The 26,257-nt window shown below is 43.0% G+C and carries 23 protein-coding genes; 6 read left to right on the top strand and 17 right to left on the bottom strand.

The genetic code is table 11. The features are described from left to right. Positions 1–137: 137 nt before the first annotated feature. The 7 genes from bchB to rpmI form a co-directional block, all read right to left on the bottom strand. Positions 138–1,664: a ferredoxin:protochlorophyllide reductase (ATP-dependent) subunit B gene (gene bchB / locus V7L05_RS09760; protein ID WP_292760706.1), complete on the bottom strand. Its 1,527-nt coding sequence runs from the start codon at positions 1,662–1,664 to the stop codon at positions 138–140. A gap of 475 nt (positions 1,665–2,139) precedes the next feature. Then, positions 2,140–2,709 carry a peptidylprolyl isomerase gene (locus V7L05_RS09755; protein ID WP_335163966.1) on the bottom strand — a complete coding sequence of 190 codons (570 nt, stop codon included), beginning with the start codon at positions 2,707–2,709 and terminating at the stop codon, positions 2,140–2,142. Between the two features lie 120 nt (positions 2,710–2,829). After that, positions 2,830–4,812 carry a primary-amine oxidase gene (locus tag V7L05_RS09750; protein ID WP_335163965.1) on the bottom strand — a complete coding sequence of 661 codons (1,983 nt, stop codon included), beginning with the start codon at positions 4,810–4,812 and terminating at the stop codon, positions 2,830–2,832. A 249-nt stretch (positions 4,813–5,061) separates the two neighbouring features. Further along, on the bottom strand, positions 5,062–5,586 hold the full coding sequence (locus tag V7L05_RS09745) for a tetratricopeptide repeat protein (protein ID WP_335163964.1): 525 nt from the start codon (positions 5,584–5,586) through the stop codon (positions 5,062–5,064). A gap of 124 nt (positions 5,587–5,710) precedes the next feature. Beyond that, positions 5,711–6,526, bottom strand: coding sequence for a transporter substrate-binding domain-containing protein (locus V7L05_RS09740; protein WP_335163963.1), 816 nt, complete (start codon positions 6,524–6,526; stop codon positions 5,711–5,713). A gap of 12 nt (positions 6,527–6,538) precedes the next feature. Next, complete coding sequence (rplT, locus tag V7L05_RS09735) at positions 6,539–6,895, bottom strand: 50S ribosomal protein L20 (protein ID WP_229545555.1); 357 nt, start codon at positions 6,893–6,895, stop codon at positions 6,539–6,541. A 19-nt stretch (positions 6,896–6,914) separates the two neighbouring features. Further along, positions 6,915–7,112 (bottom strand): 50S ribosomal protein L35, encoded by a 198-nt coding sequence (gene rpmI, locus V7L05_RS09730; RefSeq protein ID WP_292760699.1) that lies wholly within the window; start codon positions 7,110–7,112, stop codon positions 6,915–6,917. A gap of 323 nt (positions 7,113–7,435) precedes the next feature. Between rpmI and V7L05_RS09725 the strand changes: the two genes are divergently transcribed. Then, complete coding sequence (locus tag V7L05_RS09725; RefSeq protein WP_335163962.1) at positions 7,436–7,750, top strand: thioredoxin family protein; 315 nt, start codon at positions 7,436–7,438, stop codon at positions 7,748–7,750. Positions 7,751–7,903: 153 nt separating this feature from the next. Here V7L05_RS09725 and V7L05_RS09720 read toward each other — a convergent pair whose 3' ends face one another. Continuing rightward, positions 7,904–8,137 (bottom strand): hypothetical protein, encoded by a 234-nt coding sequence (locus tag V7L05_RS09720; RefSeq protein ID WP_335163961.1) that lies wholly within the window; start codon positions 8,135–8,137, stop codon positions 7,904–7,906. Positions 8,138–8,148: 11 nt separating this feature from the next. Here V7L05_RS09720 and V7L05_RS09715 point away from each other — a divergent pair, with 11 nt between their 5' ends. Continuing rightward, positions 8,149–8,325 (top strand): hypothetical protein, encoded by a 177-nt coding sequence (locus V7L05_RS09715; RefSeq protein WP_335163960.1) that lies wholly within the window; start codon positions 8,149–8,151, stop codon positions 8,323–8,325. Here V7L05_RS09715 and V7L05_RS09710 read toward each other — a convergent pair. Beyond that, positions 8,277–10,127, bottom strand: a complete 1,851-nt coding sequence (locus tag V7L05_RS09710) for a S8 family peptidase (protein WP_335163959.1) — start codon at positions 10,125–10,127, stop codon at positions 8,277–8,279. The genes V7L05_RS09715 and V7L05_RS09710 overlap by 49 nt on opposite strands. Before the next feature lie 112 nt (positions 10,128–10,239). Between V7L05_RS09710 and V7L05_RS09705 the strand changes: the two genes are divergently transcribed. Continuing rightward, on the top strand, positions 10,240–10,674 hold the full coding sequence (locus V7L05_RS09705; protein WP_335163958.1) for a hypothetical protein: 435 nt from the start codon (positions 10,240–10,242) through the stop codon (positions 10,672–10,674). 161 nt (positions 10,675–10,835) lie between these two features. On the opposite strand, the gene V7L05_RS09700 is transcribed toward V7L05_RS09705, so the two are convergent. From V7L05_RS09700 to V7L05_RS09690, 3 genes are all read right to left on the bottom strand, one after another. Further along, a complete protein-coding gene (locus V7L05_RS09700) occupies positions 10,836–13,733 on the bottom strand; it encodes a choice-of-anchor D domain-containing protein (protein WP_335163957.1) in 2,898 nt (965 codons plus the stop codon). A gap of 1,594 nt (positions 13,734–15,327) precedes the next feature. After that, entirely contained in the window at positions 15,328–17,109 is a 1,782-nt protein-coding gene (locus V7L05_RS09695) for a calcium-binding protein (RefSeq protein WP_335163956.1), read from the bottom strand. A 747-nt stretch (positions 17,110–17,856) separates the two neighbouring features. Further along, positions 17,857–18,069: a hypothetical protein gene (locus V7L05_RS09690; protein WP_335163955.1), complete on the bottom strand. Its 213-nt coding sequence runs from the start codon at positions 18,067–18,069 to the stop codon at positions 17,857–17,859. Positions 18,070–18,313: 244 nt separating this feature from the next. On the opposite strand from V7L05_RS09690, the gene thiD reads away from it, so the two are divergent. From thiD to V7L05_RS09675, 3 genes are all read left to right on the top strand, one after another. Then, positions 18,314–19,135 carry a bifunctional hydroxymethylpyrimidine kinase/phosphomethylpyrimidine kinase gene (gene thiD / locus V7L05_RS09685; protein ID WP_335163954.1) on the top strand — a complete coding sequence of 274 codons (822 nt, stop codon included), beginning with the start codon at positions 18,314–18,316 and terminating at the stop codon, positions 19,133–19,135. A 288-nt stretch (positions 19,136–19,423) separates the two neighbouring features. After that, positions 19,424–20,032, top strand: coding sequence for a hypothetical protein (locus tag V7L05_RS09680; protein WP_335163953.1), 609 nt, complete (start codon positions 19,424–19,426; stop codon positions 20,030–20,032). A 358-nt stretch (positions 20,033–20,390) separates the two neighbouring features. Next, positions 20,391–20,729: a P-II family nitrogen regulator gene (locus tag V7L05_RS09675; RefSeq protein ID WP_300418920.1), complete on the top strand. Its 339-nt coding sequence runs from the start codon at positions 20,391–20,393 to the stop codon at positions 20,727–20,729. A 183-nt stretch (positions 20,730–20,912) separates the two neighbouring features. Here V7L05_RS09675 and rdgB read toward each other — a convergent pair whose 3' ends face one another. The 5 genes from rdgB to V7L05_RS09650 form a co-directional block, all read right to left on the bottom strand. Then, entirely contained in the window at positions 20,913–21,491 is a 579-nt protein-coding gene (rdgB, locus tag V7L05_RS09670; protein ID WP_335163952.1) for an RdgB/HAM1 family non-canonical purine NTP pyrophosphatase, read from the bottom strand. An 86-nt stretch (positions 21,492–21,577) separates the two neighbouring features. Then, on the bottom strand, positions 21,578–23,017 hold the full coding sequence (locus tag V7L05_RS09665) for a phosphoglucomutase/phosphomannomutase family protein (RefSeq protein WP_335163951.1): 1,440 nt from the start codon (positions 23,015–23,017) through the stop codon (positions 21,578–21,580). A gap of 451 nt (positions 23,018–23,468) precedes the next feature. After that, on the bottom strand, positions 23,469–23,948 hold the full coding sequence (locus V7L05_RS09660) for a plasmid segregation centromere-binding protein ParR (protein WP_335163950.1): 480 nt from the start codon (positions 23,946–23,948) through the stop codon (positions 23,469–23,471). A 5-nt stretch (positions 23,949–23,953) separates the two neighbouring features. Continuing rightward, on the bottom strand, positions 23,954–25,102 hold the full coding sequence (locus V7L05_RS09655) for a ParM/StbA family protein (RefSeq protein WP_335163949.1): 1,149 nt from the start codon (positions 25,100–25,102) through the stop codon (positions 23,954–23,956). Between the two features lie 238 nt (positions 25,103–25,340). Continuing rightward, a complete protein-coding gene (locus tag V7L05_RS09650) occupies positions 25,341–25,964 on the bottom strand; it encodes a DedA family protein (protein ID WP_335163948.1) in 624 nt (207 codons plus the stop codon). Positions 25,965–26,257: the final 293 nt, after the last annotated feature.

Here is a 26,257-nt window from a genome sequence, read left to right as displayed (position 1 = left end):
TATTGAGAGAAATATATAAGAATTAATATTACATCTATGATATCTCATAATTTAATTATTATCACTAAAGCAAAAAAAATGGGGGTAAAGAGTATACATAACTCCTCACCCCTCAATATTCTCAATTAAACTCTAATCTAAGCTCCAACAGCTTCCTTCGCAGCGTACAACACCTCAGCATTGATTTCCTTGAAACCACGATCGCGGGCAAATTTCTCAGTATTACGCTTCACTTTCCCACGCACAAATCCCGGAATCTTATTCAATTCTGCTTGACCATCTTTTGTCCAATTCAAATCAGAATCAGCAGAAATTCCCCTAGTAATTACTTCTTTGGTATCGTGACCACCGAAGATTTCTAATAGGTGATCTTCCATTCCCAAAGTGAAGGAATTGTAGATCAAATCTGTAATCTGATTCGTGCCTTCGTAACCCATAAATGGTTTGTAACCAATGGGGAAGTTTTGGACGTGGATTGGTGCTGCAATTACACCGCAGGGAATATCCAAACGTTTACCAACATGGCGTTCCATTTGGGTGCCGAAAATGGCAGAGGGTTCGACACGAGCGATCGCATCCCCAATTGCACCATGATCTTCGGAAATTAGCACTTCATCGCAATACTCGCTAACCTGTTCGCGGAACCAGTCTGCATCATATTTACAGTAGGTTCCAGCCCAAACAACATGAATCCCCATCTCTCGCGCCAGAATTTTAGTAATGGCCGCGGCGTGGGTGTTGTCACCAAAGACCACAGCTTTTTTGCCAGTCAAGTTTTGACAGTCAATTGAACGGGAGAACCAAGCAGCCTGAGATACATGCAGGGTTTGCTCATTGATGAAGTTTTCGTAGTCAACTTCTGCGCCTTGAGCGTTAATTACCTGCTGAATCTTGCGAATACAACGGGCAGTTTCCACTACACCCATTGGAGTAATGTCTATATAAGGTGTGCCAAATTGTTCTTCCAGGTAACGAGCTGTGGTTAAACCGAGTTCACGGTAAGGCACCAGGTTAAACCAGGCTTGGGACATCTTTTTCAAGTCGTTCACCGAAGCACCTTCGGGAATTAAGGTATTCACCTCAATTCCCAAGTCAGCCATTAGCCGTTTCAGTTCGGTGCAGTCGTGATTGTTGTGGAAACCAAGGGTAGTAGTACCGATAATGTTAACTGAGGGCTTCGCAGTTTTGCCCTCTGGCAATTCGCCCCGCTTCCGGGCTTTTTCAATGTAGTATTGAACGATTTGATCGAGAGTGCGATCGGCGGCTTGTAGTTCGTTGTAGCGGTAGTGGTTCACATCCGCCAGCATTACGTCTCCTTTTGCTTCCAACTGCGATCGCTCGACAAAGTTGTGCAAATCTTCTTGTAAAATGCTGGAGGTGCAGGTGGGAGTTAACACAATCAAATCTGGGTGTTCCTCGGCATCCTTGCGGATGATGTTATCTACCACCTTCTCTTGAGAACCGCGTGCCAAAACGTTGCGATCGACGACACTGGTTGTCACTGGGGTAAAATCCCTCTCCCGCGATAACATGGAGCGCATGACGTTAAAGTAGTCATCGCCAATGGGGGCGTGCATGATCGCATGAACATTTTTAAAAGAACTAGCGATTCGCAGAGTGCCGATGTGGGCTGGGCCTGCATACATCCAGTAAGCCAATTTCATGTTTGTGTTCTCCCTTTTCAACAGAAATAACCCGGAGTCCGATAAGAGTGGACTATAAGTGCTTGATTATTATTAAATCGTTTCTGATTGTCTCAAAAGTTGTATCCCTGATGAAGTGAAGACTTGTAAGGGTTTTAGCTGCGGTGTGTAGGCGTAGGCATCGCTCAAACCTTGTTCCTGATTGGAATCTAGCTTCTAACTTTAATAATATTACTGTTGCTTTTTTAAAATAAATCTTAATTTTTCGGCAAATTTGTTTTCAATTTGGGGCGGTGTGTTAACCATCACCAATAAATTTAGAAACTTTATGTACAACTTCTCCAAAAATACAAACATCCTCTGAGAGGATGTTTGTAAAAAATCAGGTTGTATCAATATCCCCCCTAACCCTCCTTAAACAAAGAAAAAATGGGGGAATAACACTAGCGCAATTTGTTCATTCGAGGCAGTAGAAATTAACCTAGAGAGGTGTTAGTTACTGCCGAAAAATCTCTACTTTTTCTAACACTACATCTTGATTTGGACGATCTCTAGTCGTAGGCACATTGGCGATGCGGTTCACTATATCCATACCTTCGATAACTTTACCAAAAACACTGTGTTTGTTGTTAAGGTGAGGCGTTGGCCCTTCTGTAATGAACCATTGCGAACCATTAGTATTGCGTCCTGAATTTGCCATTGAGAGGATACCCGCACTAGAGTGTTTCAATTCAGGATGAAACTCATCTTCAAATTGATATCCCGGCCCACCAGTACCCCACCGGTTGGCCATATCTGGATAACGAGCCAGGGGATCTCCACACTGAATCATAAAATCAGGGATGACTCGGTGAAAGCGAATCCCATCGTAGGCAGGAGTCCCCTTCAGAGATTGATTTGTTTTAGGGTCTTTCCAGTCGATTGTGCCGGTTGCTAAACCTACAAAATTTTTGACGGTGTTGGGTGTTTTGTCTTCCTCCAAACGAACTATAATTTCACCCAAGGAAGTAGTTAAACGAGCGTGCAGTGCGCCATCACCGGGAATATTAATTTCTGGAAAATTCATAAGGTATCCTATTTTCAAAACTGGCAGTAATTTGACCTACGATAAGCTTATCAGCATTCAAGTTATAGGTTTACAGATTACCAAAAAACTGAACGAAGGAAACTTTAGAAAACGAATATTTTACTCTGGTAAATTAATCGCTGGATTACGGCTAAAGAATCCTCTAGGGACTAGCTTAAAGCCTACTCGGTGAACAGGCATCACAGGCCAATCTTCCGATCGCGGAATATGAGTGACACCCATTGTGTACCACAGTACGATATCTTCACCCATCAAGGATTCATCGTCTGCAATATATTTTGGCAAACCCTGTCCAGGTTGAGTCTGGTTGGGATAATCGCCGCCAGCATAAAGTTCAGCAGGTTTATATTTTGTTACCCAGACGTGATGAGTCGCAAATTCTGCCCGTTGACGGATTTTTGAGCCTTCCACAGGGAAAAATACAGAGTTTCCTCCCGGCATCAGCATATATCCAGGTGCAGCACCTAGAGGATTCTTTTTGTCTGCACTAACAATCATCCATTCCCGACTGTGTTTTATGTCTAAATCGCGGACAGCAGCTGTTTCTTTTGTTAGCGGGGTTTCTGTAACTGCGATCGCATTTCCTAATGGATTTTTCTCATCTATCGGCAAAGCTTTGACATTCATTTCCATCACGGAATTAGCTTGACCATCGACATCGAAATCTAGGCGATAGTTGAAAAAGTGTTGGTGATTTACTCCGAAGATATTCTTAGCAATTAACTGACCATAGGAATTATCCTCAGACTGTTTTTCGGCAGCCGTTCCCTGTGCCAGTACAATACCCGTTAATTCATTTTGAACTTCTAAAATTCCATCTTGGTGAAAAATCCAATTAATGCTGTAATCATAGTTGTCAATAGCCGCAGTCATCGTCATTACTAATTCTCGACTGCGACGGACATCATTGCGCTGAGTATTATACTCATAGTGCTTCCACAGGATTCCGTTATCGCGCTCGTAAATACCAATAACCCCTGGTATTTTATCAGGTTCTCCCTGCTCATTAGCAAATACAGCATTTAGCAACAGGCCGTTTTCGGGAATTTCCTTACCTAACTCCATCGTATTTGCTAACAAACCAAGGTTATATTCTCCAACATCAAAGGCATTCCTAAATGACCAAGTAGGCTGAGGATCGCCATAAGGTACTACCATTTCTGATAAGCTAGCGCGGTATAAAACTGGTCGAATATTTTCCCCGTCCTTGTGCGTCACTTGGTATAGCATTAATCCATTACGAGGATGCATTAAATAGCGAAATTTCCAACCTTGCCAGCTAATTTCATTGTTTTTAATCTGGAAAGTTGCACCATTTTGTTGCAGAATCTTTAATGCTTTAAGTGGTGAAAGTAATTTGCCCAAAGATTTGATATCGTAGTTCCAGTTTTCCTTAGAGAAAGGTACGTTTCCTGTGTCAACAAAACTGGCGATTTTACCCGTGTTCAAATTAACTGTTGCTACGACTCCTTCAATCGGACTACCGTAATAGTTCCAGCCTTTGCCTTTATAGTAAGATAAGCTCCTACAGAGACGATTACCTGTTGCTTCTTCCTGTTGACTCAGGATTCCTGGTGTCGACGAACTGATTTTGACTTGATCGAAATCGGTAATTCCCCGCCTTTGCATCGCTTTTTGCCATCGAGGATCGGCTTTGACTATCTGAGTTGCTAGTTCATATTCGGAACTAACGATCGCAGGTTGAACAGAGGGTATCTCTTTCCAAGAACTTAAGGTTTTGCTTGTCAGATCCACGATTCCTTCATAGGTTTTGTTTTGCGATCGCTCAGAGATTACCAAAAAAGCTTTTCGCTGCAAGACTTTACCCGGTGTAAAATTCAGAACTTCTTTTTTATCTGGTTCTTGTAAAGCAATCAGTGGAAAAGCTGCCATTTCGCTCAAAGTTTTTTCTCTTTTGATCACCGAAACAGCTGTACTAATTTCTGCCTCTGTTAGCGAAGTGAGAGGATGGGAAATCGAAAGCTGTTGAGCCGTTAATATTCCCATTAATCCGAGTGAGATAGAAATGACGACAATGATGGCAATAGCTAGCCATAAAAAACGCTTTAACCGCTTAATCATCTTTTACATTTTTACAAAAGACTTATAGTTATCTATTTCCAAGCCTAAGATTGAAAACCGATAAATTAAGAGGCTAAAGCCAAATTAATTTGTTAATAGTTGGGGAGTGGGGAGTGGGGAGTGGGGGAGATGAGGGGGATGAGGGAGTAAGAATTTTAGATTTTAGATTTTAGATTAAAGAATTGAAATTTAATCCCAAATCGTCAATCCAAAATCCAAAATTGAATTGCCCCATGCCTAATGCGCTATTTATGCAGAAACCAAACGGCGTAAAGATTCAGCACGACGTTTAGCAGTAGAGTTATTTGGAGAAAATTTTAGTGCTTCTTCGTAACTTTGTAATGCCTGAGTAGTTAATTTTTTCTTTTCGTAGGCGTGACCGAGATTATTCAACCCTGTCACGTAGTCTGGTTTAGATTTCAGGGCTTCTTTATACTGACGAATTGCTAGGTCATATTGCTCTTGGGAAAAATAAACATAACCCAGCCCGTTATAAATGCGGGCGATATCTTCTTCTCCCTCTTCTTCGGCAGCTTTGAGAGCTTTTTGAAATAGCGCGATCGCTTGGGAATACATTTTTTTTTCGGAATAAATACTGGCTAACTCATAATATTCTTGAGTCGTACCCTTTTCTTTCTCTAACTTCTTTCGCAATCTTGCAAAGGAGCCTTCAATCTTGCGAGTTTTGAAAATCTGGCGAAGAACACCCACGGCTGCAATTGTGAGCAAACCTACCAAAATTGAGAGATAAACAACGGCTAGACTGTTATCCATTGCTGCAAATATAAATATTAAAAGTTGCTTCTGTATCTATTATCAGCCTATAGCGGATGAGGGAGATCAGGATAATTATCTTAATTTCTAACTCCAAACTCCTAACTCCAAACTCCTAACTCCCTTACGGTAAACCCCAATATTGAGAGCGTTGCTGGAGCCAACCTTCTGCTAAGTAACGAGCGATCGCTCCATTCACATTTCGTCTTAACTCATCGTACTGCAATCCCTTGGGCATGACTACAGCTAAGGGTTCAGTTGATAGCTTGGTTGGTAGTAGCCGATATTGGGGATATTGTTGCACCCAACCGCTCAAAACGCTAGCATCTCCGGCAAAGGCTACGGCAGTATTACTTTCTATTTCCTCTCGCGCTTCCTGATAGGAATTCACTCCTACTAACTCGGCGCTTGGCAGATAGTACCCCACTTTCGCAATGGTACTGGAGTTATTTAGTACAGCAATTTTTTGTTTTGCCAAATCACTCAACTGCTGCACAGAGGCATCTTTTGTAACTAATACAGTGCTATCCAAATAGTAGGGAACACTGAAACTAACTATCCGGGCGCGTGACTCAGTTGCTGTCACCCTAGCGATCGCAAAATCAACTTTCTGGTCTAAGACTACAGACAGGCGATCGCGATTCGCTACTGGTTTAAACTTGACAGCCTTGGCTTTCCCAACCAAATCAACTGTCAAGCGCTGTGCTAAGTCAATTTCCAAGCCCTGCAAATTGCCATTAGCATCTCTAAATCCCAACGGACGCAAGTTATCCTTAACGGCAACAGTTAGATAGCCTCGCTGCTGAATTTCTGGCATTTCGGCAGCAGATGCAGTTAATCCTGTTCCCACTATGGAAAAGCAAAAAATCCAAAAAATAGTGGCGGATAATACCAGATGTAACCGAGTAATTACTTCCCATCTGCTACATCCGTTATACATCCGTTGCCACCTTTATCCTTTAGCTTGATTTGCCAATTCCGCAACTTTGCCGAAGCTAGCTGGATCGAGGACTGCCAATTGCGCTAACATCTTGCGATTTAGTAGGATATCAGCTTTTTTCAGATTCCCGATCAACTGGCTGTAACTCAAGCCATGTTGCCTTGCAGCAGCGTTGATCCGGGTGATCCAGAGGCGACGGAAATCGCGCTTTTTCTTTTTGCGATCGCGGTAGGCACTCCGTAATGCCTTCATCACTTGTTGGTTGGCGGTTCTAAACAGAGTTGAATGGGAACCGCGAAAACCTTTAGCTAGTTTGAGAATTTTATTGCGGCGCTTCCGAGCTACATTACCGCGTTTTACCCGTGTCATAACTTATTTCCTGAAATACTTACAAATATGGGAGCATCAAACGCACGTTAAGTTCATCGCGTTCATGTACAAGTGTACTCTGGCGCAGGCTACGCTTCTTGTTGGAAGATTTGTGCTCTAAAAGGTGGCTTTTGAACGCTTTACGACGGACGATTTTGCCGGTGCCGGTGGCACGGAATCGCTTCGCTGCGGCTTTACGAGTCTTTAGTTTAGGCATGGTTTAGCTTTAATTCGACACGATCCATAATTATATACTAATAAAATTGCTTGAATTGCAATTAAATAGAGGATTTAATCAACCACGACCGATGTAGATCAAATTAACTTCACCTATCGCTCAAATAAATATAGTCGAATATGATCCATGTTGGCAGACTTTGTTTAGAGAACCAGTGAGGGCAAGGGCTGTATCTTAACTTAGTGCCATTCGATACTGGATCAGGGTTTCAGTGTTAAGTTGACACTAATGACCAGCTATATGCTAATATTTCATGGCATTATGTTAAAAAACTTTGCCTAAAATCAAAGAGTCGCCAACCCATGAGTTTAGCTGTAATTAAGTTCTCTTCAGAAGAGTGCGGCATTTGCCACAAAATGTCTTTTTATGACAAAAAGGTGGCTGAAGAACTGGGTTTAGAATTTATCGATGTCAAAATGCAGGATACGGCTGCTTACCGCAAGTATCGCAAGATTTTATTAAGTCACTATCCCGATAAATCAGAAATGGGATGGCCTACTTACATTCTCTGCAATTCTCCAGAAGGGGAATTTCAGATTGTGGGTGAAGTAAAAGGAGGTCATCCCAAAGGGGAGTTTAGAAGCCGTCTTCAAGAGCTTGTCCTAAGCCGCCAATAACGTAGACAAACCTAGACTTCTATAGTCAATTAAACTGCCTACTATTGGATGGGTGAAAACCTACGAAGGCTTACCACACACCACATGTAAATCAATTACTAGTAAATGTCTAGACAAGTCTAGTATTTATATAGCAGGTTCTGAATTCCACAACTAATCAGAACTAATTACGTCAAAAGATTTGACCTCCAGGACAGGGCCAATCATGGCAGTTGTCATGACATCCTCACGCACCTGTCCTTTAACTTTTGCTTTTTGTCCAGCTTTGAGTAAGTCTTTGTCAGCCCCTCTGAGGATTTCGTAAGTAACGCCCTCTTCTGTGACTAACGCCCATGCGCCTGTGCCAATATCACGGCGTTCGATTGTACCTGTAAGTGTAATGCTCATAACAGTTCTGAGTGTTGAGTGCTGAGTGGGGGAGTAAGGAGTTGGGAGAGACGCGATTAATCGCGTCTGTACAGGAGTTTGGAGTTATAAAAATTCATGCCCCATGCCCCATGCCCCATGCCCCATGCCCCATGCGAATTTACGCTATTTTTTCTTCGTTTTTCAATGCTAAACGAGCAAGCCCATAACAGATTAGGGCATTGGCGATCAGGAATAGGCGTGCTAAGTAATCACTTCCCAAACCCCAAACTGTCGGGTTGAAAAACGCACTTACTGTCAAGCACGCTGCTACACCTAAAGTTGAACCAATGGCAAACCATTTCCAACTAGGATGTCCCAGCAGCAATGCCATTAAGACAATGGGAATCAGTACGCTAGCAAACAGGGGATTCAACGCATCAGTTCCCTGGAGGGTACTGCCCAGTTCGGGAATTGAACTGCCCAAAACCCGGAAAGGCCATTGGGGAAGATCAAAAATATAGATTCCCTTGAGGAAGAATAACCCAGAACTACCAGCAATTAAGCCACTGGATAAAGACCAACTCCAAGTAAAGGGGAAGTAAACCCGTAAAAACCAAGCTAGCAGATAGGAACCAACTATCATTAAAATCTTGGGTAACAGTGCGATCGCACCACCATCAATCCAAAAGCCGGGGTTAAGATAGCCATTATCCCGTAACCACCGGAAGAAATCTGTGAAACTGATTTGCCCCGCAAAGGCTAGTTTTACAGCTGCTTCTGCATTCAGGTGTCCAGCGCCATAATAGTTCAAACCATCATCCTGGATAACTCGTGCTGACTGCTTCAGGACTTTTAAAACTTCATCTGGTTCTTTGATGCCAGCAGCTTTGATTAATGCCGCAACACCAGCAACGTGGGGAGAAGCCATGCTTGTACCCTGGAAGCCCAGAAATACGCCTTCGCCCTTTTCGTCGATAGTTTCTTGGAGAATCTTACCAGCTTCACTACCACCAGGAGCCGAGATATCTACCCCTGCACCAAAGTTAGAATAAGGCGCTCTTTCGCCATCTGGGCCAATTGCCGAAACGCCGATGACGTAGGGATAGCGGGCTGGATAGCTGGCCCCATTAGTGTTTTCATTCCCGGCGGCGGCAATAATAACTACACCTTTTCTATGGGCATACTCGATCGCTTCTTTCATCAATTTGCTTTCACCACCACCGCCTAAGCTCATATTAATTACATTTGCGCCTTTATCAGCAGCAAATTTAATCGCTTCGGCAATATCGGCAACAGTACCGCCACCATATGCACTTAGTACTTTCAGGGGCATCAGACTGGCTTCATAGGCAATTCCAGCGACACCATATTTGTTATTTGTGGCTTGGGCAATAGTTCCGGCAACATGAGTACCGTGGCCGTTATCGTCTGTGGCTTCTTCTCGATCGCTAACAAAATCATAGCCTTTGACGAATTTTGTCTCATACAAGTCCCGCACTTTGGTAATCCCGGTGTCAATCACCGCAACTGTGATACCGCTACCTTTGGTTTGACTCCATGCGCCTTCAATGCCGATTTGGTGCAAGTTCCACTGCTTGCTGTAATATTGGTCATTGGGGCCAGTTAATGAAGGACTTGCTTCTTCATCTTCTTGGGGTCTTAAAAATTCTCCCAGCCAAGCTGCTTTACCTGGTTGTGGAATCGTCCTGTAGATATAATTCGGTTCAATGAATTCTGTAGCTTGGGCAAATTGTGATTTTTTCAGTTCTTGGAGTCGCTGGCGATCGCCTTTGACAATATACACATGATCTTTTTGGGAAAACTTGTTGTCTAATTGGGGTGTAACGTTGTATTGTTTGGCGATCGCTTGCAAATCCTGTTCCACCACAATTGATGGAATATCTTCCCGAAAATCAAGCAAAATCGTCTCAAACTCTCCTTTAGCTGCCAGTCCCTGAAAATTCAGGAAACCAAATATGGCAGATCCCAGCCCAATGACAAACAAGCACAATAATATAAGCTTTCTCATATTAACTCATCACCGCTTTTTGCCAGATTGCTCACTACCATAACTTATCTGCATCCTTTATTGGAAGATTTTGCACTTTTAGTTACAAGTTTCACTCAGGACTTTTTTAACGATGGAACGTGGTCTTTTGTGGTTGCCCCTATTAGTAATGTTTTTCTGGTTGGCTTGGCAAGGCTCGAAAGAGTATCAAAAAGTTGAAGCCTATCGCGCTTGGGCAGAGCAATTTGAACGAGCTAAGTACGATATTTATTCAGTATTAGGTCAAAAAGGCAACAATCTAACTTGGGGAAAACCCACGACTAAAGGGCCTATTCAACTAGAAACATTCTCTTTGCTTGATGTTAAGCAAATTTATCTTTTAGTAGATGATAAACAAGTAGATTTGGAAAGTATACCGGAGAAAGGTCGTTCTATAGAGTTAGAATTTTTATTTTCCGAATCTCCTAACTCAGTGCGGGTTCCGTTTACAGAAATCCCCTTGGCAGCAGAATGGGGTAAGTTTTTGCAGGGGGTATTACAAGACTTGCGATCGCAACCACAGCAGTAGTTATACTTAAACTACCAGTTTTAGATAATACGGCGATTTCTGATCAAAAAGTAGGGGCACAAATATATTGCGCCCCGATGTGTGTGATCTATTTAATTGAAAACCGGATTGAAAATCGATTCATCTTTGGATTACACTTGGACTCAGTTCACCCGACGCAACTATGCTTGAACGATGAAGTCGGAAGCAGTAAGAGTGGGCGCACCGGTAAGTTGTGCAAATTGACCGCCAGTGCCGAAACCAGCAGCACTACCATTTTGATTGTATGATAACTGCCCAGTCAGAGGGTCGTAGACAATTGCAGCATTGCTAGCTGCCCCTAAACTGGTGATTTGAAAATCACTGGCGTTACTAAAACCCGTTCCGCCAACAGAAGCAATGGCACTAAAGGTGGTCTTACTCAGGACAATCTTATCACCTTGAGAGTGATTGAAGTCAGCGATCGTATCAATACCCACAGTAGCGGTAGTAAAGTCAGTATTGGTGTCGTAGAGGAAAGAGTCAGCACCTATACCACCGACAAGAAGATCATTGCCTTGTCCACCGACAAGAGTATCATTACCTTGTCCACCAATGAGAAGGTCATCACCAGCACCACCCCGCAGCAGGTCGTCACCACCGCTGCCATCGATGGTGTCATTACCCCCTAGACCATTAATCACATCGTTGGAAGTGTACAAACCGCTGATGTTATTGTTCGAGTCATTGAGAAACGTGACGGTGTTTGCGGTGGAAATATACGTTTGAGTGGAGTTGGCATTAATCACATCAATGCTTTTGGTAACACTGGCTTCTCCGTCAAATAGGATATTACCGATGGCAGGTCTTGTTGTCGATGCGGCTAAGTTGTCTAGGTTTTCTAAGTTAAAGTTTTGCAGAGTGACTTTGGTATTGGCCACATCTTCAAAGGTGACTTCTAAATCGTTGCCATTTTGAGTTAATTGCAGATTTTTCGCAGTCAAGCCAGCCCCAACAAATTGCAAGGTGTCTATTTTGGCAATCACCGCAGCCGAAGGGTTTGAGCTAGTACCTACACCGCCAAAGTCCGTGATGATGTAATTGCTATTGCCTCCTTGGGCAATAAAGGTGTCATTGCCGGCTGTGCCATTGATAACTTGAATTTTAGGTTTAACTGTGCCACTAATTGCAAAGTCAAAGGGGCTTTCATTACTATCATTGTTGTTTAAAATCAGAGTGCCACTATAACTGCCTGGTGTAGTGGTGTTGAGTCCCACCGATATAGTGGTGGAAGCATTAGCAGCCACACTCGTCGGAAGAGTACCGACCAAACTAAATCCGTCGGGAAGTTTCAGATTAGTCAGGTTGAGTGCAGCTGTACCGGTGTTCTGAATCGTAAAGGTTTTGGTCAGGGTGTTACCAACAGTGACATCGCCAAAGTTAATCGCAGTAGTGCTGCCATCTGCAATATCAATGGTGCCATTGAGAACTTGAATTTCTGGGGATAAAACGGGTTTAACTGTGCCACTAATTGCAAAGTCAAAGGGGCTTTCATTACTATCATTGTTGTTTAAAATCAGAGTGCCACTATAACTGCCTGGTGTAGTGGTGTTGAGTGCCACCGATATGGTGGTAGAAGCATTGGTAGCCACGCTCGTTGGAAGAGTACCGACCAAACTAAATCCGTCAGGAAGTTTCAGATTACTCAGGTTGAGTGTAGCTGTACCGATGTTCTGAATCGTAAAGGTTTTAATCAGGGTGCTACCAACAGTGACATCGCCAAAGTTAATCGCAGTAGTGCTGCCATCTGCAATGTCAACGGTGCCATTGAGAACTTGAATTTCCGGGACGGTAATGCGGGGGGCTTCGTATGCACCAATATCAATTACTGCGGTGCCATTACCATCGCCATCCTGGGGAATGTTGTTAGTGATGCTATTGAAGGCATTGGAACCAGCATCGATCGCAGCACTTCCAGTTTTGAGCGCAAAATTATCGTGGGCCGCATCAACAAATTGGGGATCTTGACCCAAAATATTCTGCAATCCTGTGGCATTTAGATTATCTGAAGCTTGGAATACATTCGAGTTATAAACAAGGTTGTGGTCAAAGTTGACATTTGTAGAATATTTCAGAACATTAGCCACTTGATTGTCGCTGGCATACATTATATTGTTATCGACTCTAACATTATCAGAGTAATTAACTTTAATCTCTCCGGTATTAGCGATATTAAGGCTATTTTGGTAAACTGTGTTGTTGATAATATCGACATTTTTAGCTTGGAAAGCGTTAATACCAGAGTTACCATTGTTGTAGACTATGTTATTAGCAACTAAGGTTTTCCCTAAGTAAGGTGTTCCATCTTTACTCTGATTAATAGTATCAAGCATTAGCCCATGCCCTTCAGTAATCTGACCAGCTTGTTTCCAGGGAACCAAACTTTGATTATCAAAAACAATATTGTCTCGATAAATTATTTTGTAATCAGTAGTATTGTTATCAGAATTGGTGGCATAAAGTGTAGTGATACCCTGACCACCATACGGCGTGTACCAAGCGTTTCCAGATACAATATTTTTCTCAACTGTGATGTAGTCGGAATTACTGGATTCAATGCCTCCCCCTGGAAAGTTACTAACTGTGTTATCAGAGATGACAATGTGATGAGGATCACTACCGCCCACTCCTTGGCTATTTTTCCAGGCTTTGATACTAATTCCAGTGGAATTGGTTAAGGGATTATTGAGATTATCCTTCTGTTCTAAGGCATATTCTAGAGTGATGTTTTCCCGATTGCCTTCTAGATCAAGTCCTTCAATCCGCACGTAGGATGAACTAAATATATTAATCCCACTTCCTATTGTTTTGATTATAGGCGTAGCCCCTGGATAAGCTTTGATTGTTGTCCAGTTATTTGCTGAACCATTAAAGTTAAAAAGCGTAGCGCCTTTGTCATAAGTTCCATTCATGACGTAGAGTGTGTCACCTGTTTGCATCTGATACACGGCTCTACCCAAGCTGCGAAACGCACTTCCTTCGATTAAGCCATTATTGTTATCATTGCCTGTTCCAGAAACGTAGTATGTTTTGCCAGCCATAGTTTTAGTCCGAATGTGTGTAAGGTGAATTGGAGTTATTTGAATAGATGATTTGTCTGGACTTTTCAGGACAGTCACAGTTATCCGATCGCGACTTGAAATCGCATCGGTTGTAAAAAGGTTGTTGTCAAACTGAAAAATTTTTCTCCTGTCAACCGTTGAGGCTTAAACCAGGGATATCGATACCGTTAATCGTCAGGATTTTCTTGAGAGCGATCGGACGATTAGCGTGTGGACGCTTCGCCTCCGGGCTTGTCCTGAAAAACTACGGCTAGATGGAGTCGAATTGAATCGTATCTTCATCTGTAGCAACCGCGACGCCGAATAGCCCGTCGTAGACATCGCTGCTCTTTTTGAGCTAGCTTTCCTATCTGCTATATTCGATACGGTGATTATATTCGGCATCGGAATTCCTCTGAACTTTATCCGTTGTCTGAGGTTAGGAGGTTGCCAAATCAGTATGGTAAAATCCACCCCTCGATAATAACTAGGGACTTAAAATTGCAGTGGTAAAAGTTAAATTGGTTGAAACTTTAGTCGGTTGACCCCTTAACTTAAGGGAACTAATGTAAGAACTTAGTCGAACCTGTTGTAAGCGATGTAACTGAGCCTTGTGGACTTATGTATTAAAACTAACCTTTACAAATGGCACTTGATATCAGTAAATACTCTGAATTTGGTTACTAATATTACAGGAAAAGTGAAAATTTTACTTAAGCATCGTGGTAAGCCCTGTTAATTTCCAGTGTGATATGGGAATGGAGAGCGCTTTGTGCAAGGATTTGATGAAGTTTCTCTAAATATTTTTAAAGAAGCGATGCCTTCTTTACCAAACGCTGCGCGTAGCAAGATCCCGTTCGCCCTTGCCGTCCTGTAGGGAAGGGTACGGCGGGCTACGCCCAATACGGTAGCTTGTATTTTTTCAATCACGCACTGTTGCAAAACCCACTACTACAACTCATTCGTTGGTTAGTAGAGCATCAACCTTCTATGGGACTGGTTAAGGCAGTGCGTCAATGACACCGAGGCAACGCCTCAAGGTCGCTTGACATCTGTGCATCGACCTTAACTTGACACCAATGGTGTCTCGCCCACTCTACAATAATTGAGTATTTTGTTACTCAGCACGGGCTAAACCTTAGCTATCCGCTAACAGCACTTTCAAGTCAGTTTGTCGTTGCGATCAAGTACGAGGGAAGAGGGTTTTAGCCGAATGGCACTAAGTTAAAATACAGCCCATGCTGGGAGGACTGCCGCCTCCTCTTTTGACGAGAGGTAGAACCTCTGGGAATACATTCCCAGCCTGGAGGCTTTTAACGAGGCAACACAAGCCTTTGGGCTTTTCTTAGTGCCATTCGGTTTTAGCCTAGTTGATCAATTTTTGAGATAGTTTGGTTTGATTGCGCTCTTCCTTACTTAATCTTCACAATATGAACACTGAAATAAACTCCACAATATCTATTGCTTTAACCATTGCAAAATTGTAGGGGCACAAGATATTTGTGCCCCTATGTGTGTGATCTATTTAATTGAAAACCGCTTTGAAAGTCAATTCATATTTGGATTAGACTTCCACTCAGTTGATCCGACGCAACTATGCTTGAACGATGAAGTCGGAAGCATTAAGAGTCGGCGCACCAGTAAGTTGTGCAAATTGACCGCCGGTGCCGAAACCAGCAGCACTACCATTTTGGTTGTATAGTAACTGCCCAGACATAGGGTTGTAGACAATTGCAGCTTTGCTAGCTGCCCCTAAACTGGTGATTTGAAAATCACTGGCGTTACTAAAACCCGTTCCCACAGCAGAAGTAATGGCATTAAAGGTGGTCTTATCCAGAACAATTTTGTCACCTTGAGAGTGATTGAAGTCAGCGATCGTATCAATACCCACAGCAGCCCTAGTAAAGGCAGCATTGGTGTTGTAGAGGAAAGAGTCAGCACCCATACCACCGATGAGAAGATCATTGCCTTGTCCACCAATGAGAAGATCATTGCCAGTACCTCCACGTAGTTGGTCGTTACTACCGTAACCATTGATAGTGTCATTACCCCCTAGACCATTAATCACATCGTTGGAACTGTCAAAACCGACAATGTTGTTGTTCAAGTCATTAGGGAAGCTGAGGCTGGTGTGGCGGGCTTCGTATGCACCAATATCAATCACTGCGGTGCCATTACCATCGCCATCCTGGGGAATGTTCTTAGTGATGCTATTGAAGGCATTGGAACCAGCATCGATCGCAGCACTTCCAGGTTTGAGCGCAAAATTCCTGTGGGCAGCATCAACAAATTGGGGATCTTTACCCAAAATATTCTGCAATCCTATGGCATTTAGATTATCTGAAGCTTGAAATTGAGAAGAGTTATAAACAAGGTTATGGTTAAAGTTGACATTTTTAGAATATTTCAGAACATTAGCCACTTGATTGTTGCTGGCATACATTATATTGTTATCGACTCTAACATTTTCTGAGTAATTGACTTTAATCTCACCGGTATTAGCGACATTACGGCTATTTTGGTAAACTGTATTATTGATAATATCAACATTTTTAGCTTGGAAAGCGTCAATACCAGAGTTACCATTGTTGTAGACTATGTTATTAGCAATTAAAGTTTTGCCAAGATAAGGTGTTCCATTTCTACTCTGATTAGTACTATCAAGCATTAGCCCATGCCCTTCACTAATCTTACCAACTTGTTTCCAGGGAACCAAACTTTGATTATCAAAAACAATATTGTCCCGATAAATTATTTTGTAATCAGTAGTGTTGTGATCGGAATTGGTGGCAAAAAGTGTTGTAATACCCTGACCACCATACGGCGTGTACCAAGCGTTTCCAGATACAATATTTTTCTCAACTGTGATGTAGTCGGAATCACTTGATTCAATGCCTCCACCTGGAAAGTTACTAACTGTGTTATCAGAGATGACAATGTGATGAGGATTACTACCGCCCACTCCTTGGCTATTTTTCCAGGCTTTGATATTAATTCCAGTGGAATTGGTTAAGGGATTGTTGAGATTATTCTTCTGTTGTAAGGCATATGCTAGAGTGATGTTTTTCCGATTGCCTTCTAGATCAAGTCCTTCAATCCGCACGTAGGATGAACTAAATATATTAATCCCACTTCCCGTTGTTTTGATTATAGGCGTAGCCCCTGGATAAGCTTTGATTGTTGTCCAGTTATTTGCTGAACCATTAAAGTTAAAAAGTGTAGTGCCTTTGTCATAAGTTCCGTTCATGACGTAGAGCGTGTCACCTGTTTTCATCTGATACACGGCTCTACCCAAGCTGCGAAATGCACTTCCTTCCTTTAAGCCATTATTCTTATCATTGCCTGTTCCAGAAACGTAGTATGTTTTGCCAGCCATAGTTTTAGTCCGAATGTGTGTAAGGTGAATTGGAGTTATTTGAATAGATGATTTGTCTGGACTTTTCAGGACAGTCACAGTTGTCCGATCGCGATTTGAAATCGCATCGGTTGTAAAAAGGTTGTTGTCAAACTGAAAAATTTTTCTCCTGTCAACCGTTGATGGTTAAACCAGGGATATCGATACCGTTAATCGTCAGGATTTTCTTGAGAGCGATCGGACGATTAGCGTGTGGACGCTTCGCCTCCGGGCTTGTCGTCAGATATCGTCTGAAAAACTACGGCTAGATGGAGTCGAATTGAATCGTATCTTCATCTGTAGCAACCGCGATGCCGAATAGCCCGTCGTAGACATCGCTGCTCTTTTTGAGCTAGCTTTCTTATCTGCTATATTCGATACGGTGATCATATTCGGCATCGGAATTCCTCTGAACTTTATCCGTTGTCTGAGGTTAGAAAGTTGCTAAATCAGCATGCTAAAATCCACCCCTGGATAATAACTAGGGACTTAAAGTTACAGTGGTAAAAGTTAAATTGGTTGAAAGTTTAGTCGGTTGACCCCTTGACTTAAGGGAACTAATGTAAGAACTTAGTCGAACTTGTTGTAAGCGGTGTAACTGAGCCTTGTGGACTTATGTATTGAAACTAACCTTTACAAATAGCACTTGATATCAGCAAATACGCTGAATCTAGTTATTAATTTTACAAAAAAAACGATATTTTTACCTAAAACTCGTGGTAAGCCCTGTTAATTTCCAGTGTGATATGGGAATGGAGAGCGATTTGTGCAAGGATTTGATGAAGTTTGTATAAATATTTTTAAAGAAGCGATGCCTTCTCTACCAGACGCGATGATCCGAACTTCTCCCTTCGCGTCGCGTCTGGTAGAGAAGGGGAGCCACTGCGTTGCGGTGAATCCAGCGCTGTAGTGAGGCAGTCGCTCAGAGGGGGTCTCCCCCATAAGGAACTGCCGAAAGGGTTTCCGGCCGTAGGCGACTGGTGAACCCGAAGGGGGGTTCGCCCGTTGTAGCAACTGGCGTGAGATGCCAAAGGCGAACGGTGACTCAGCACTTTCAAGTCAGGTTTCGGTAAATGTTTGTGGTTTCGATCAGGCAAAGGCAGGAGGGAAGAGGATTTTAGCCTAGTTGATCAATTTTTGAGATAGTTTGGTTTGATTGCGCTCTTCCTTACTTAATCTTCATAATATGAACACTGAAATAAACTCCAGAATACCTATTGCTTTAACCATTGCTGGTTCCGATAGCGGTGGCGGTGCAGGAATTCAAGCTGATTTACGCACCTTTGCTTTTCACTGTGTCCACGGTACTAGCGCTATAACCTGCGTCACGGCACAAAACACTCTAGGAGTGAGGAGGGTTGATGCCATGCCAAGAGAGGCTGTTGTGGCGCAAATTCAGGCAGTAGTTGAGGATATTGGCGTACAAGCTGCCAAAACGGGAATGTTGCTCAATCAGGAAATTATCTTTGCTGTTGCCCAGCAGGTAGAAGCTTTACAAATCCCTAATCTAGTAGTTGATCCAGTAATGGTGTCACGTACAGGAGCACAACTGATTGATGATGATGCTGTGAAGACTCTGTGCCATGCCCTGATTCCCAAGGCGGTTATCATTACGCCGAATCGCTACGAAGCCCAGATTTTGAGTGGTTTACAAATTAATTCCTTGGAGGATATGCAAGCTGCTGCTGAAATTATTCACAAGACTTTACGCACGAAGGCTGTTTTAGTCAAGGGCGGAGGTATGCAGGGAGATATGCGTGGCGTTGATATCTGGTTTGATGGCGACAAGTTGGAAGTTTTGACTTGCCAGCAAGTAGAGACGAAAAATACCCACGGTACTGGTTGTACACTATCGGCTGCGATCGCTGCTAATCTGGCTAAAGGAAAAGACTTGTGGCAGGCAGTGCAACAGGCAAAGGAGTATGTGACTACTGCACTCACTTACGCCCTAGATATTGGCCAAGGGCAAGGCCCTGTAGGACACTTTTTCCCATTGTTACGAAATTAAGCTTTTGGGAGCATGGGGATTGGGATCTGGGGCATTGGGATGGGAGCATGGGGAGATGAGGGAGATGAGGAGGAGTGAGAATTTTGGATTTTAGATTGAAATTTAATCCAAAATCTAAAATCCAAAATCCAAAATCCAAAATTGAATTGCCCAATACTCAATGCTCCATAATAAATCTTTGCTCTTTCGGCATTTTTCTATTATTCTTGGGCATAGTTTCAGGGCTGACTATCTCTGTTAGCATCTCTGTACGATCTAATTACCTTGATTTCTAATACCAAGTCCCCGATGCGAACAACCATAGGTTCTGTTCACAGGAATTCGCCAACACCAACTACTCAAGCCTACCCTCCCTCTGTACCATTATCTGTATACAGGGAATTGTCAACAGAGTTGCAAGCAACACAGGCGAGGCTAAATGCACTCAGTACCCAAAATCAGCAATTAGCACAAGAAAATCAACTACTACGCAAAGAGATTATCAAAGTTGTTGAGTCTTTTTCTCACTTGCAAAAGTTTGTGGATTCCCATGCTACGCCTAGTTATCACCAAGCTACCCAAGCTTCTGGCGACGTTAAAAGTGCCACCAAACAGCCAGTAACACAAGCGCGTCCACGTCAACAGGTTTCTGGTTCGCGCCCACCCGTTGTGCCCAAAGCCTCACCCGAAAAAAGCCGCCGCCAAGACTTTTCTACACCTGTAATGGAAATAAATTTCCCGATACCAGAACCAGTTTTTATAGAAGAGCAACAAGTAAGTTATTACTCCACTACTGACCCAGATATCAAGGGACTCAATGGCTGGTGGTTAATTATCACCATCTTGTTAATCATGCTGACTGCCTTTAGTGCTGGATATTTCGTTGTGCGTCCTTTGTTTGAACATCAGAAACGTTAGTTGACACTCCCACAGTCAGCAGCAGCAGGCTTTCGGGCTACTGTGCAATTTGTCTACAGTCACTATCTAAATATCCGAACAAATCTGCTAAATGGCGGAGTTGATCTATTTTTAGGTTATAAAAGCTACATAAAATGCTAAATTGACAGCAACTTCTTTATGTTAGAACCTCAAAAATTATCCAATTAATAAATCCTTGCTGGTTCTCATGTCCCAAACCCTCAAGCAAAGCATCTACACTTTAAAAAAAGTGGTAATTATTACATATGTTTTAGGAAAAGCACTGCTAGTTACAGCTTCAGACAACGGATCTGGTTAGATATATAAACGAAGCTAGTAGAAGTCAGGAGTCAAGAAGATGAAAAAAGTGGAAGCGATTATCCGGCCATTTAAGCTAGATGAGGTGAAAATTGCCTTAGTTAACGCTGGTATTGTTGGGATGACTGTTTCTGAAGTCCGGGGGTTCGGACGTCAGAAAGGTCAAACTGAACGGTATCGCGGTTCTGAGTATACCGTTGAGTTTCTGCAAAAACTCAAAGTGGAAATCGTCGTTGACGATAATCAGGTTGATATGGTGGTGGACAAAGTTATTGCTGCTGCCCGCACTGGTGAAATCGGCGATGGTAAAATTTTCATCTCGCCTGTTGAGCAAGTGATTCGGATTCGCACTGGCGAAAAGAACACAGAAGCAGTTTAAAGAAGTTATGAGTTAAGAGTTAAAAGTTATGAGTTGTGAGTCAGGAATAATGAATGAAGATTTAGCATAAATCCTAACTTCCAACTCCTAACAGACGCGATTAATCGCGTCTCTCCTAACTCCTAACGTACAGACGCGATTAATCGCGTCTCCTAATCCTTCGGTAGGCTCAGGGCATCGCTCCTAACTCCTAACTCTCTCCAGTTGCGGAAGTAAAGCTGTAAAAGCCTTGCCTCGATGGCTAATTGAACCCTTCAACTCCCGTGTCATCTCAGCAAAGGTCAATTGCAACTCTTGCACATAAAAAATTGGGTCGTAGCCGAAACCATCATTACCACGAGGTGTGTGGAGAATTTCGCCACGACAAATACCTTCAGATTCTAATACGATCGCACCATCAGGACGAGCGATCGCTACTGCACAAACAAATTGAGCTTGCCGATTTACTTCGTTGCCTAATTCTTTCAATACCCTAGCAATGCGTTCTGAGTCGGTTTTGGCATAACGTGCAGAATACACCCCTGGTGCGCCATTTAGGGCATCTACTTGCAAGCCAGAATCATCAGCAATTGCCCAGTTTCCTGTGGCTTTAGCAATTTGTGACGCTTTCAGACAAGCGTTCGCAGCAAAAGTTTCACCCGTCTCTTCAATTTCTAATTCTTCAGGTTTGAGGGTTAATTCCCAACCAGAATTTTCCAGGTAAGCTTGCATTTCCCGCAACTTACCTGGATTTCCTGTAGCTACTACGAGTAATTTGGTCATTAGTCATTGGTCATTAATCATTGGTCATTAGTCATTGGTCATTTACCAAGGACAAAGGACAAAGGACTAATGACTAATAATTAATTTTACTCCGCCCAGTGTTTCGCCCAAGCAAGAGTTTGATGTACTTGCTCAATTGTCGGGGCTTCGCAGTACAGGCGTAAAACTGGCTCAGTACCGCTAAACCGAATCATTAACCAGCTTTTATCAGCTAGGCGATATTTGTAGCCGTCAATTGTCTGGCAATCAATTACTGCTAACCCAGCAATTTCCGTTAAGGGTTGACTTTGCAGTTGTTGCAAAAGACGCGATCGCACTTCCATACTTGCTAAGGGTAAATCAATGCGATCGTATGCTGAGGTAAACCCTGTTTGTTTCTGCAACTGGCGATAATACTCACCTAAATCCAAACCAGATTCTACAATCGCCTCTAGGACGTATAACGCTGACAGCAGTGCATCACGTTCGGGAATATGGCTGCCATAGCCAATTCCTCCCGACTCTTCGCCACCCAGCAACACTTTTGCTGCTAACATTCTGTCAGCGATGTATTTATAACCAACTGCTGTCTCAAAGACTGAGAGGTTATGTAGTGCTGCGACAAGGGGCATCAAGTCGGAACCACTGACAGTTTTGACTATTTCACCCGTAAAGCCGCGCCGTAGGGTTAAGTGGTCGATTAATATCGGGATTAATACTTGGGAACTTAGGAAGTTGGCTTCTCCATCCACTGCTGCAATGCGATCGCAGTCTCCATCAAATACCAACCCCACCGTTAAACCTGATTTATCGGTTTCTCGGTGAGTCTTGATGACTTCAAATAGCTTTGAAAGGTATTTAGGCAAGGGTTCCGGCGCACCGCCACCAAATAGGGGGTCGCGTTCTGAGTTGATTTCTTTGACCTGATTGCCTAGTAGTCTCGCCAATCCGCCAGCAGCAGCGCCATGCATGACATCGGCAAATAACGTCAATTTGCCAGAGGCGATCGCTTCTCGAATTTTGACGATATCAACTTTACCCTCTAGCGCTTGGGTATAACTGGGCCAAGGATCGAATTTCTCTTGCTTGCCTGGGGTAGCTGCTACTGGTACTACTCCAACGGACAATTTTTCTTCTATCTCTTTTGTGACTTCTGGCGGTACTGACCCACCAAAATAGCCCTTGACTTTTAAACCCAAATATGTACCAGGATTATGGCTGGCTGTAATTACCAGCGCCCCTAAAGCATTGAGTTGTTTTGCTGCCCAGCTATAAGCTGGGGTTGGAGCATAGCCATCGCTCAACAGCACATCAAATCCAATAGCGGTGACAGTATCGGCAACAGCACGAGCAAAGTCTTCGGCCATGAATCGGCGATCGTAACCGACAATTATTGTCCGGCTACCCACCGTAGAAAAATATGTATCATATAATACTTTTGCGGCAACTGGCGCGACCAAGGCTAGGCGTTCAAAGGTGAACTCGTCACCAATAACGCCCCGCCAGCCGTCTGTACCAAACTTGATTGAGTTAGCTACAACTGGCATCTAGGTATCCTAACTGTCTACTTGAGGATTCTAGCATTCATACAGTGTATAAAGTAAAAAAAGAATCTAGTAAAAATATGTACTAATAATATTCAAGATAAAAGTTAGCAAATTTGCGTATTATAGCTGCTGGGGAAGCTTGGGCTGTGGGGAAATAAAACTTCTTGATTTTGTCGTTTGACAATAATATTAGTGTAAGAATTAGCCATTATGTTATCTAATCAAGAGTTAGCCCAAAATTTGTTTGTAAATTAGGCTTTGGCATCAAATAAGAAGAATACTAGAATAGTTCAACTAGGATTATCCTGATGATTTGCTATTATGTGCGATCGCCCCATCTACGTAAATCTCAATAATGCCAATATTCTCTATATAATTAATAATCCTTAATAGTTAATACTATTAAGGATTGTTGAGAGGAGCAAAAACTGCTCACAAAGCTGATTGTTCCTTAAAAATCATCGAGAAATTGACTAAGGCGACTGATTACGGGGTCAACCTCTTGAGGAGGGGTAGCAACAGTATAAGAAGTATTATTTACTACTTCTAATTGACTTGGAGACGGAATGAATGATCGATCATTGACTATGAGCGCCAGTTGTGCAACTTGTTGAGAAAGTTGCAGTAGATGATGTTCCATCGCCTCCAAACGATTAGATCCCTTGGCAAAAAAACGTTCCTCAAGTCCAGCCACTTGACGTTGCAGTTCACCAATTTGTTGATCAATCGGTGTTGTTGCTGCTGTTTGTGGAGCAGGTTGTACAGATTCCGGTACACATAAAGACTGCCACAAGGCTTCTTTACAGAGGTCACTGAAAGTCTTGTCTGGTTGTTTTTCCAAATAACTTTCTACTTGCGCTAACAAGCTTTCATCAGCAAGCTCTGGGTTGAACGTGACGGATTTAACTACCTTTTTTGACCATTGGAACATCAGATTTATGCCCTAGCAGCGCGATTGGAGGATAATTGTGCCTCTCCATAAATATACTGCCCCAAAGCATTCGCCTGTCGTGAAGGTGCTGCTAAATGAGCATTAATCTTTGCTTCTTTGAGCAGACGTTGAACGTCGTCCCAGAAGAACTCACCACCCCCGCCAGTGAGAATCACATCAGTGACGCGTTCTGGCAACCAGGCTAGCACACGGCTACAGATTTCGCGAGAAAACATCTCCGTGAGGTTGGGAAGAAAATCATCTAGGTTGGTGGGCTTGCTAGCGCCTTTAGGACGGTAATAGCGTTCACCTCTGGGTTTGTTAACAGCAGAAATCAGCGCTAGAGATTGACTATCTGCTCCCTCAATTTCGGCAGATACCAATTCATAAAACTTATTCATACCAAAGTCTTCGCTCTTAGAAGCACCTCTGGCAAAACGGAAGTTATCTACCATCAAAAGATCGACGGTTTGATGTCCAATATCGACGATCGCCACCGATATTTTTGTAAAATCGGGACTGCCAGGACTTTTCTTCGGTTGAGCTTCAGACCACAGTAGGCTACCGTAGCCCTCTGGCATTACCCAAACCTTACTGACGTTCAGCGATACAGATTCGCCTCGGAAGTTCAACACATGAGGGCCACCTACTTGGCTAATCAACTGTGCTTTTTCCTTTTCAAATTGCTCTAAGGAAAGAAAAGGCAGACCCAGTACGACTGAGATATCATTTTTGAGTTTGAAGTAGCCAGCACTTGCTAACACTTTTACCAGTGCAGCTTCTACCTTAGATTGGCCGACTCCTAAATTTGCCCCAAAATCTGCTGCTAGTTGACCAACAGCATATCCATTTCCTTGATACTCCAGCCATAAATCCATTAAGGGATCAGTAGCCCTGGCTTCAAAAACACCACCGCGTACTTGTTCTATTGACATCTGCTTCACGTTGGCAGGTACGAACACCACATTGTTCGGTTCGCGACTCACACAAGTTTTTGTAGAAGTTCTGCCTAAATCAACACTGAGAATAGTTTTTCCACCAGCGACTGGGATGGCAGCAGGATTAACAGCATTGATCGGGGTCGATGCTGACACTCTATTCATCGGTATAGCAGCGGCATTCATTGGGGTAGCGGCGGAAGGTTGGTCTGTCATCAAAGCTCCTAGTTCAAACTTAACTGTAAAAAGTTGTCATGCTCATCTTACAAAAATGCGAGCAACCAGAAATTCTAGGTTGCGTCAAGTGTAGCTAGAAATACGCCAAAAATTAATTCCGGCGATACCTCCGGTGGACTTTGCCAACGTATATTTAGTATTATTTGGCATAGTGTAGGCGAATTTTGGCCAGATGTAACCCCTGCTTTCACTACTTTCAAACCAAAAGCGGCGTGTTTCACCTTCTGGTGCGTCTTAACTGGCGCTTGAGTACCCAGAAAACAAATGCTAAAACCAAACCACCAAGTACGATTTTGGATACAGGAGCAAGGTACTTGTCCACAAGTTCATACTGACTACCCAACGCGTATCCTGAGTATGTTAGCAAACCCACCCAAGCAGCGCTACCTAATGTTGTGTAAAACAGAAATGCTAGCAAGGGCATATTGGTGATTCCTGCGGGAACAGAAATCAAGGTACGGATTCCTGGCACAAGGCGACCAATCAAAACTGCTTTGTTACCTTGAGAGTCAAACCAGCGCGTTGCCTTATCGATATCTTTGCTGGATATTGCCAGCCACTTACCATACTTGTCAGCTATAGCTTTCAAGCGCCTTTCACTTAAGAACTTACCAGGGTAATACCAAATAAGTGCGCCTAATACAGAACCCAAAAGTCCTGCAAAAAACACACCAATGATATTCAGCTTTGCCCCTCCTGGTTGATATGGACTTGCTGTAAATCCAGCCAATGGCATGATCAATTCTGAAGGAATGGGGGGAAAAAGGTTCTCTAAGAACATTAGTAGGGCGATTCCCCAATAACCAAAATAGTTGATAGTATTAGTTATCCATTCAAGCATTGAGTCAATTCCTGAAATTACTGCACTAGCCTTGTTACTAAATTCAGCCTTAGCTTTTTTAAAAGGTAAAAGTTGGCATCGCAACTGAGAAACAGAGTCAGACAAGTGGAAGCTAGGGGGTCTGTTTGATTAATTTCGAGGGTTATAAAAGTTCGTAAGAAATAAGAATTAAATAACATACAATTTATGTCCCAATACGCTTGGGTTAAGGCTAAAACTCTTTGTAAAAGTCATTTTTTTTAACGAACTGCAAAGGACGCAAAGGAGAGGCAGCGCGTTGCGGGGGTTCCCCC

The organism is Nostoc sp. (assembly GCF_036917755.1).
Classification (GTDB): Bacteria; Cyanobacteriota; Cyanobacteriia; order Cyanobacteriales; family Nostocaceae; genus Nostoc.
The sequence above is the reverse complement of the archived record's forward strand: the minus strand, read 5'-3'. Positions and strand labels throughout refer to the sequence as shown.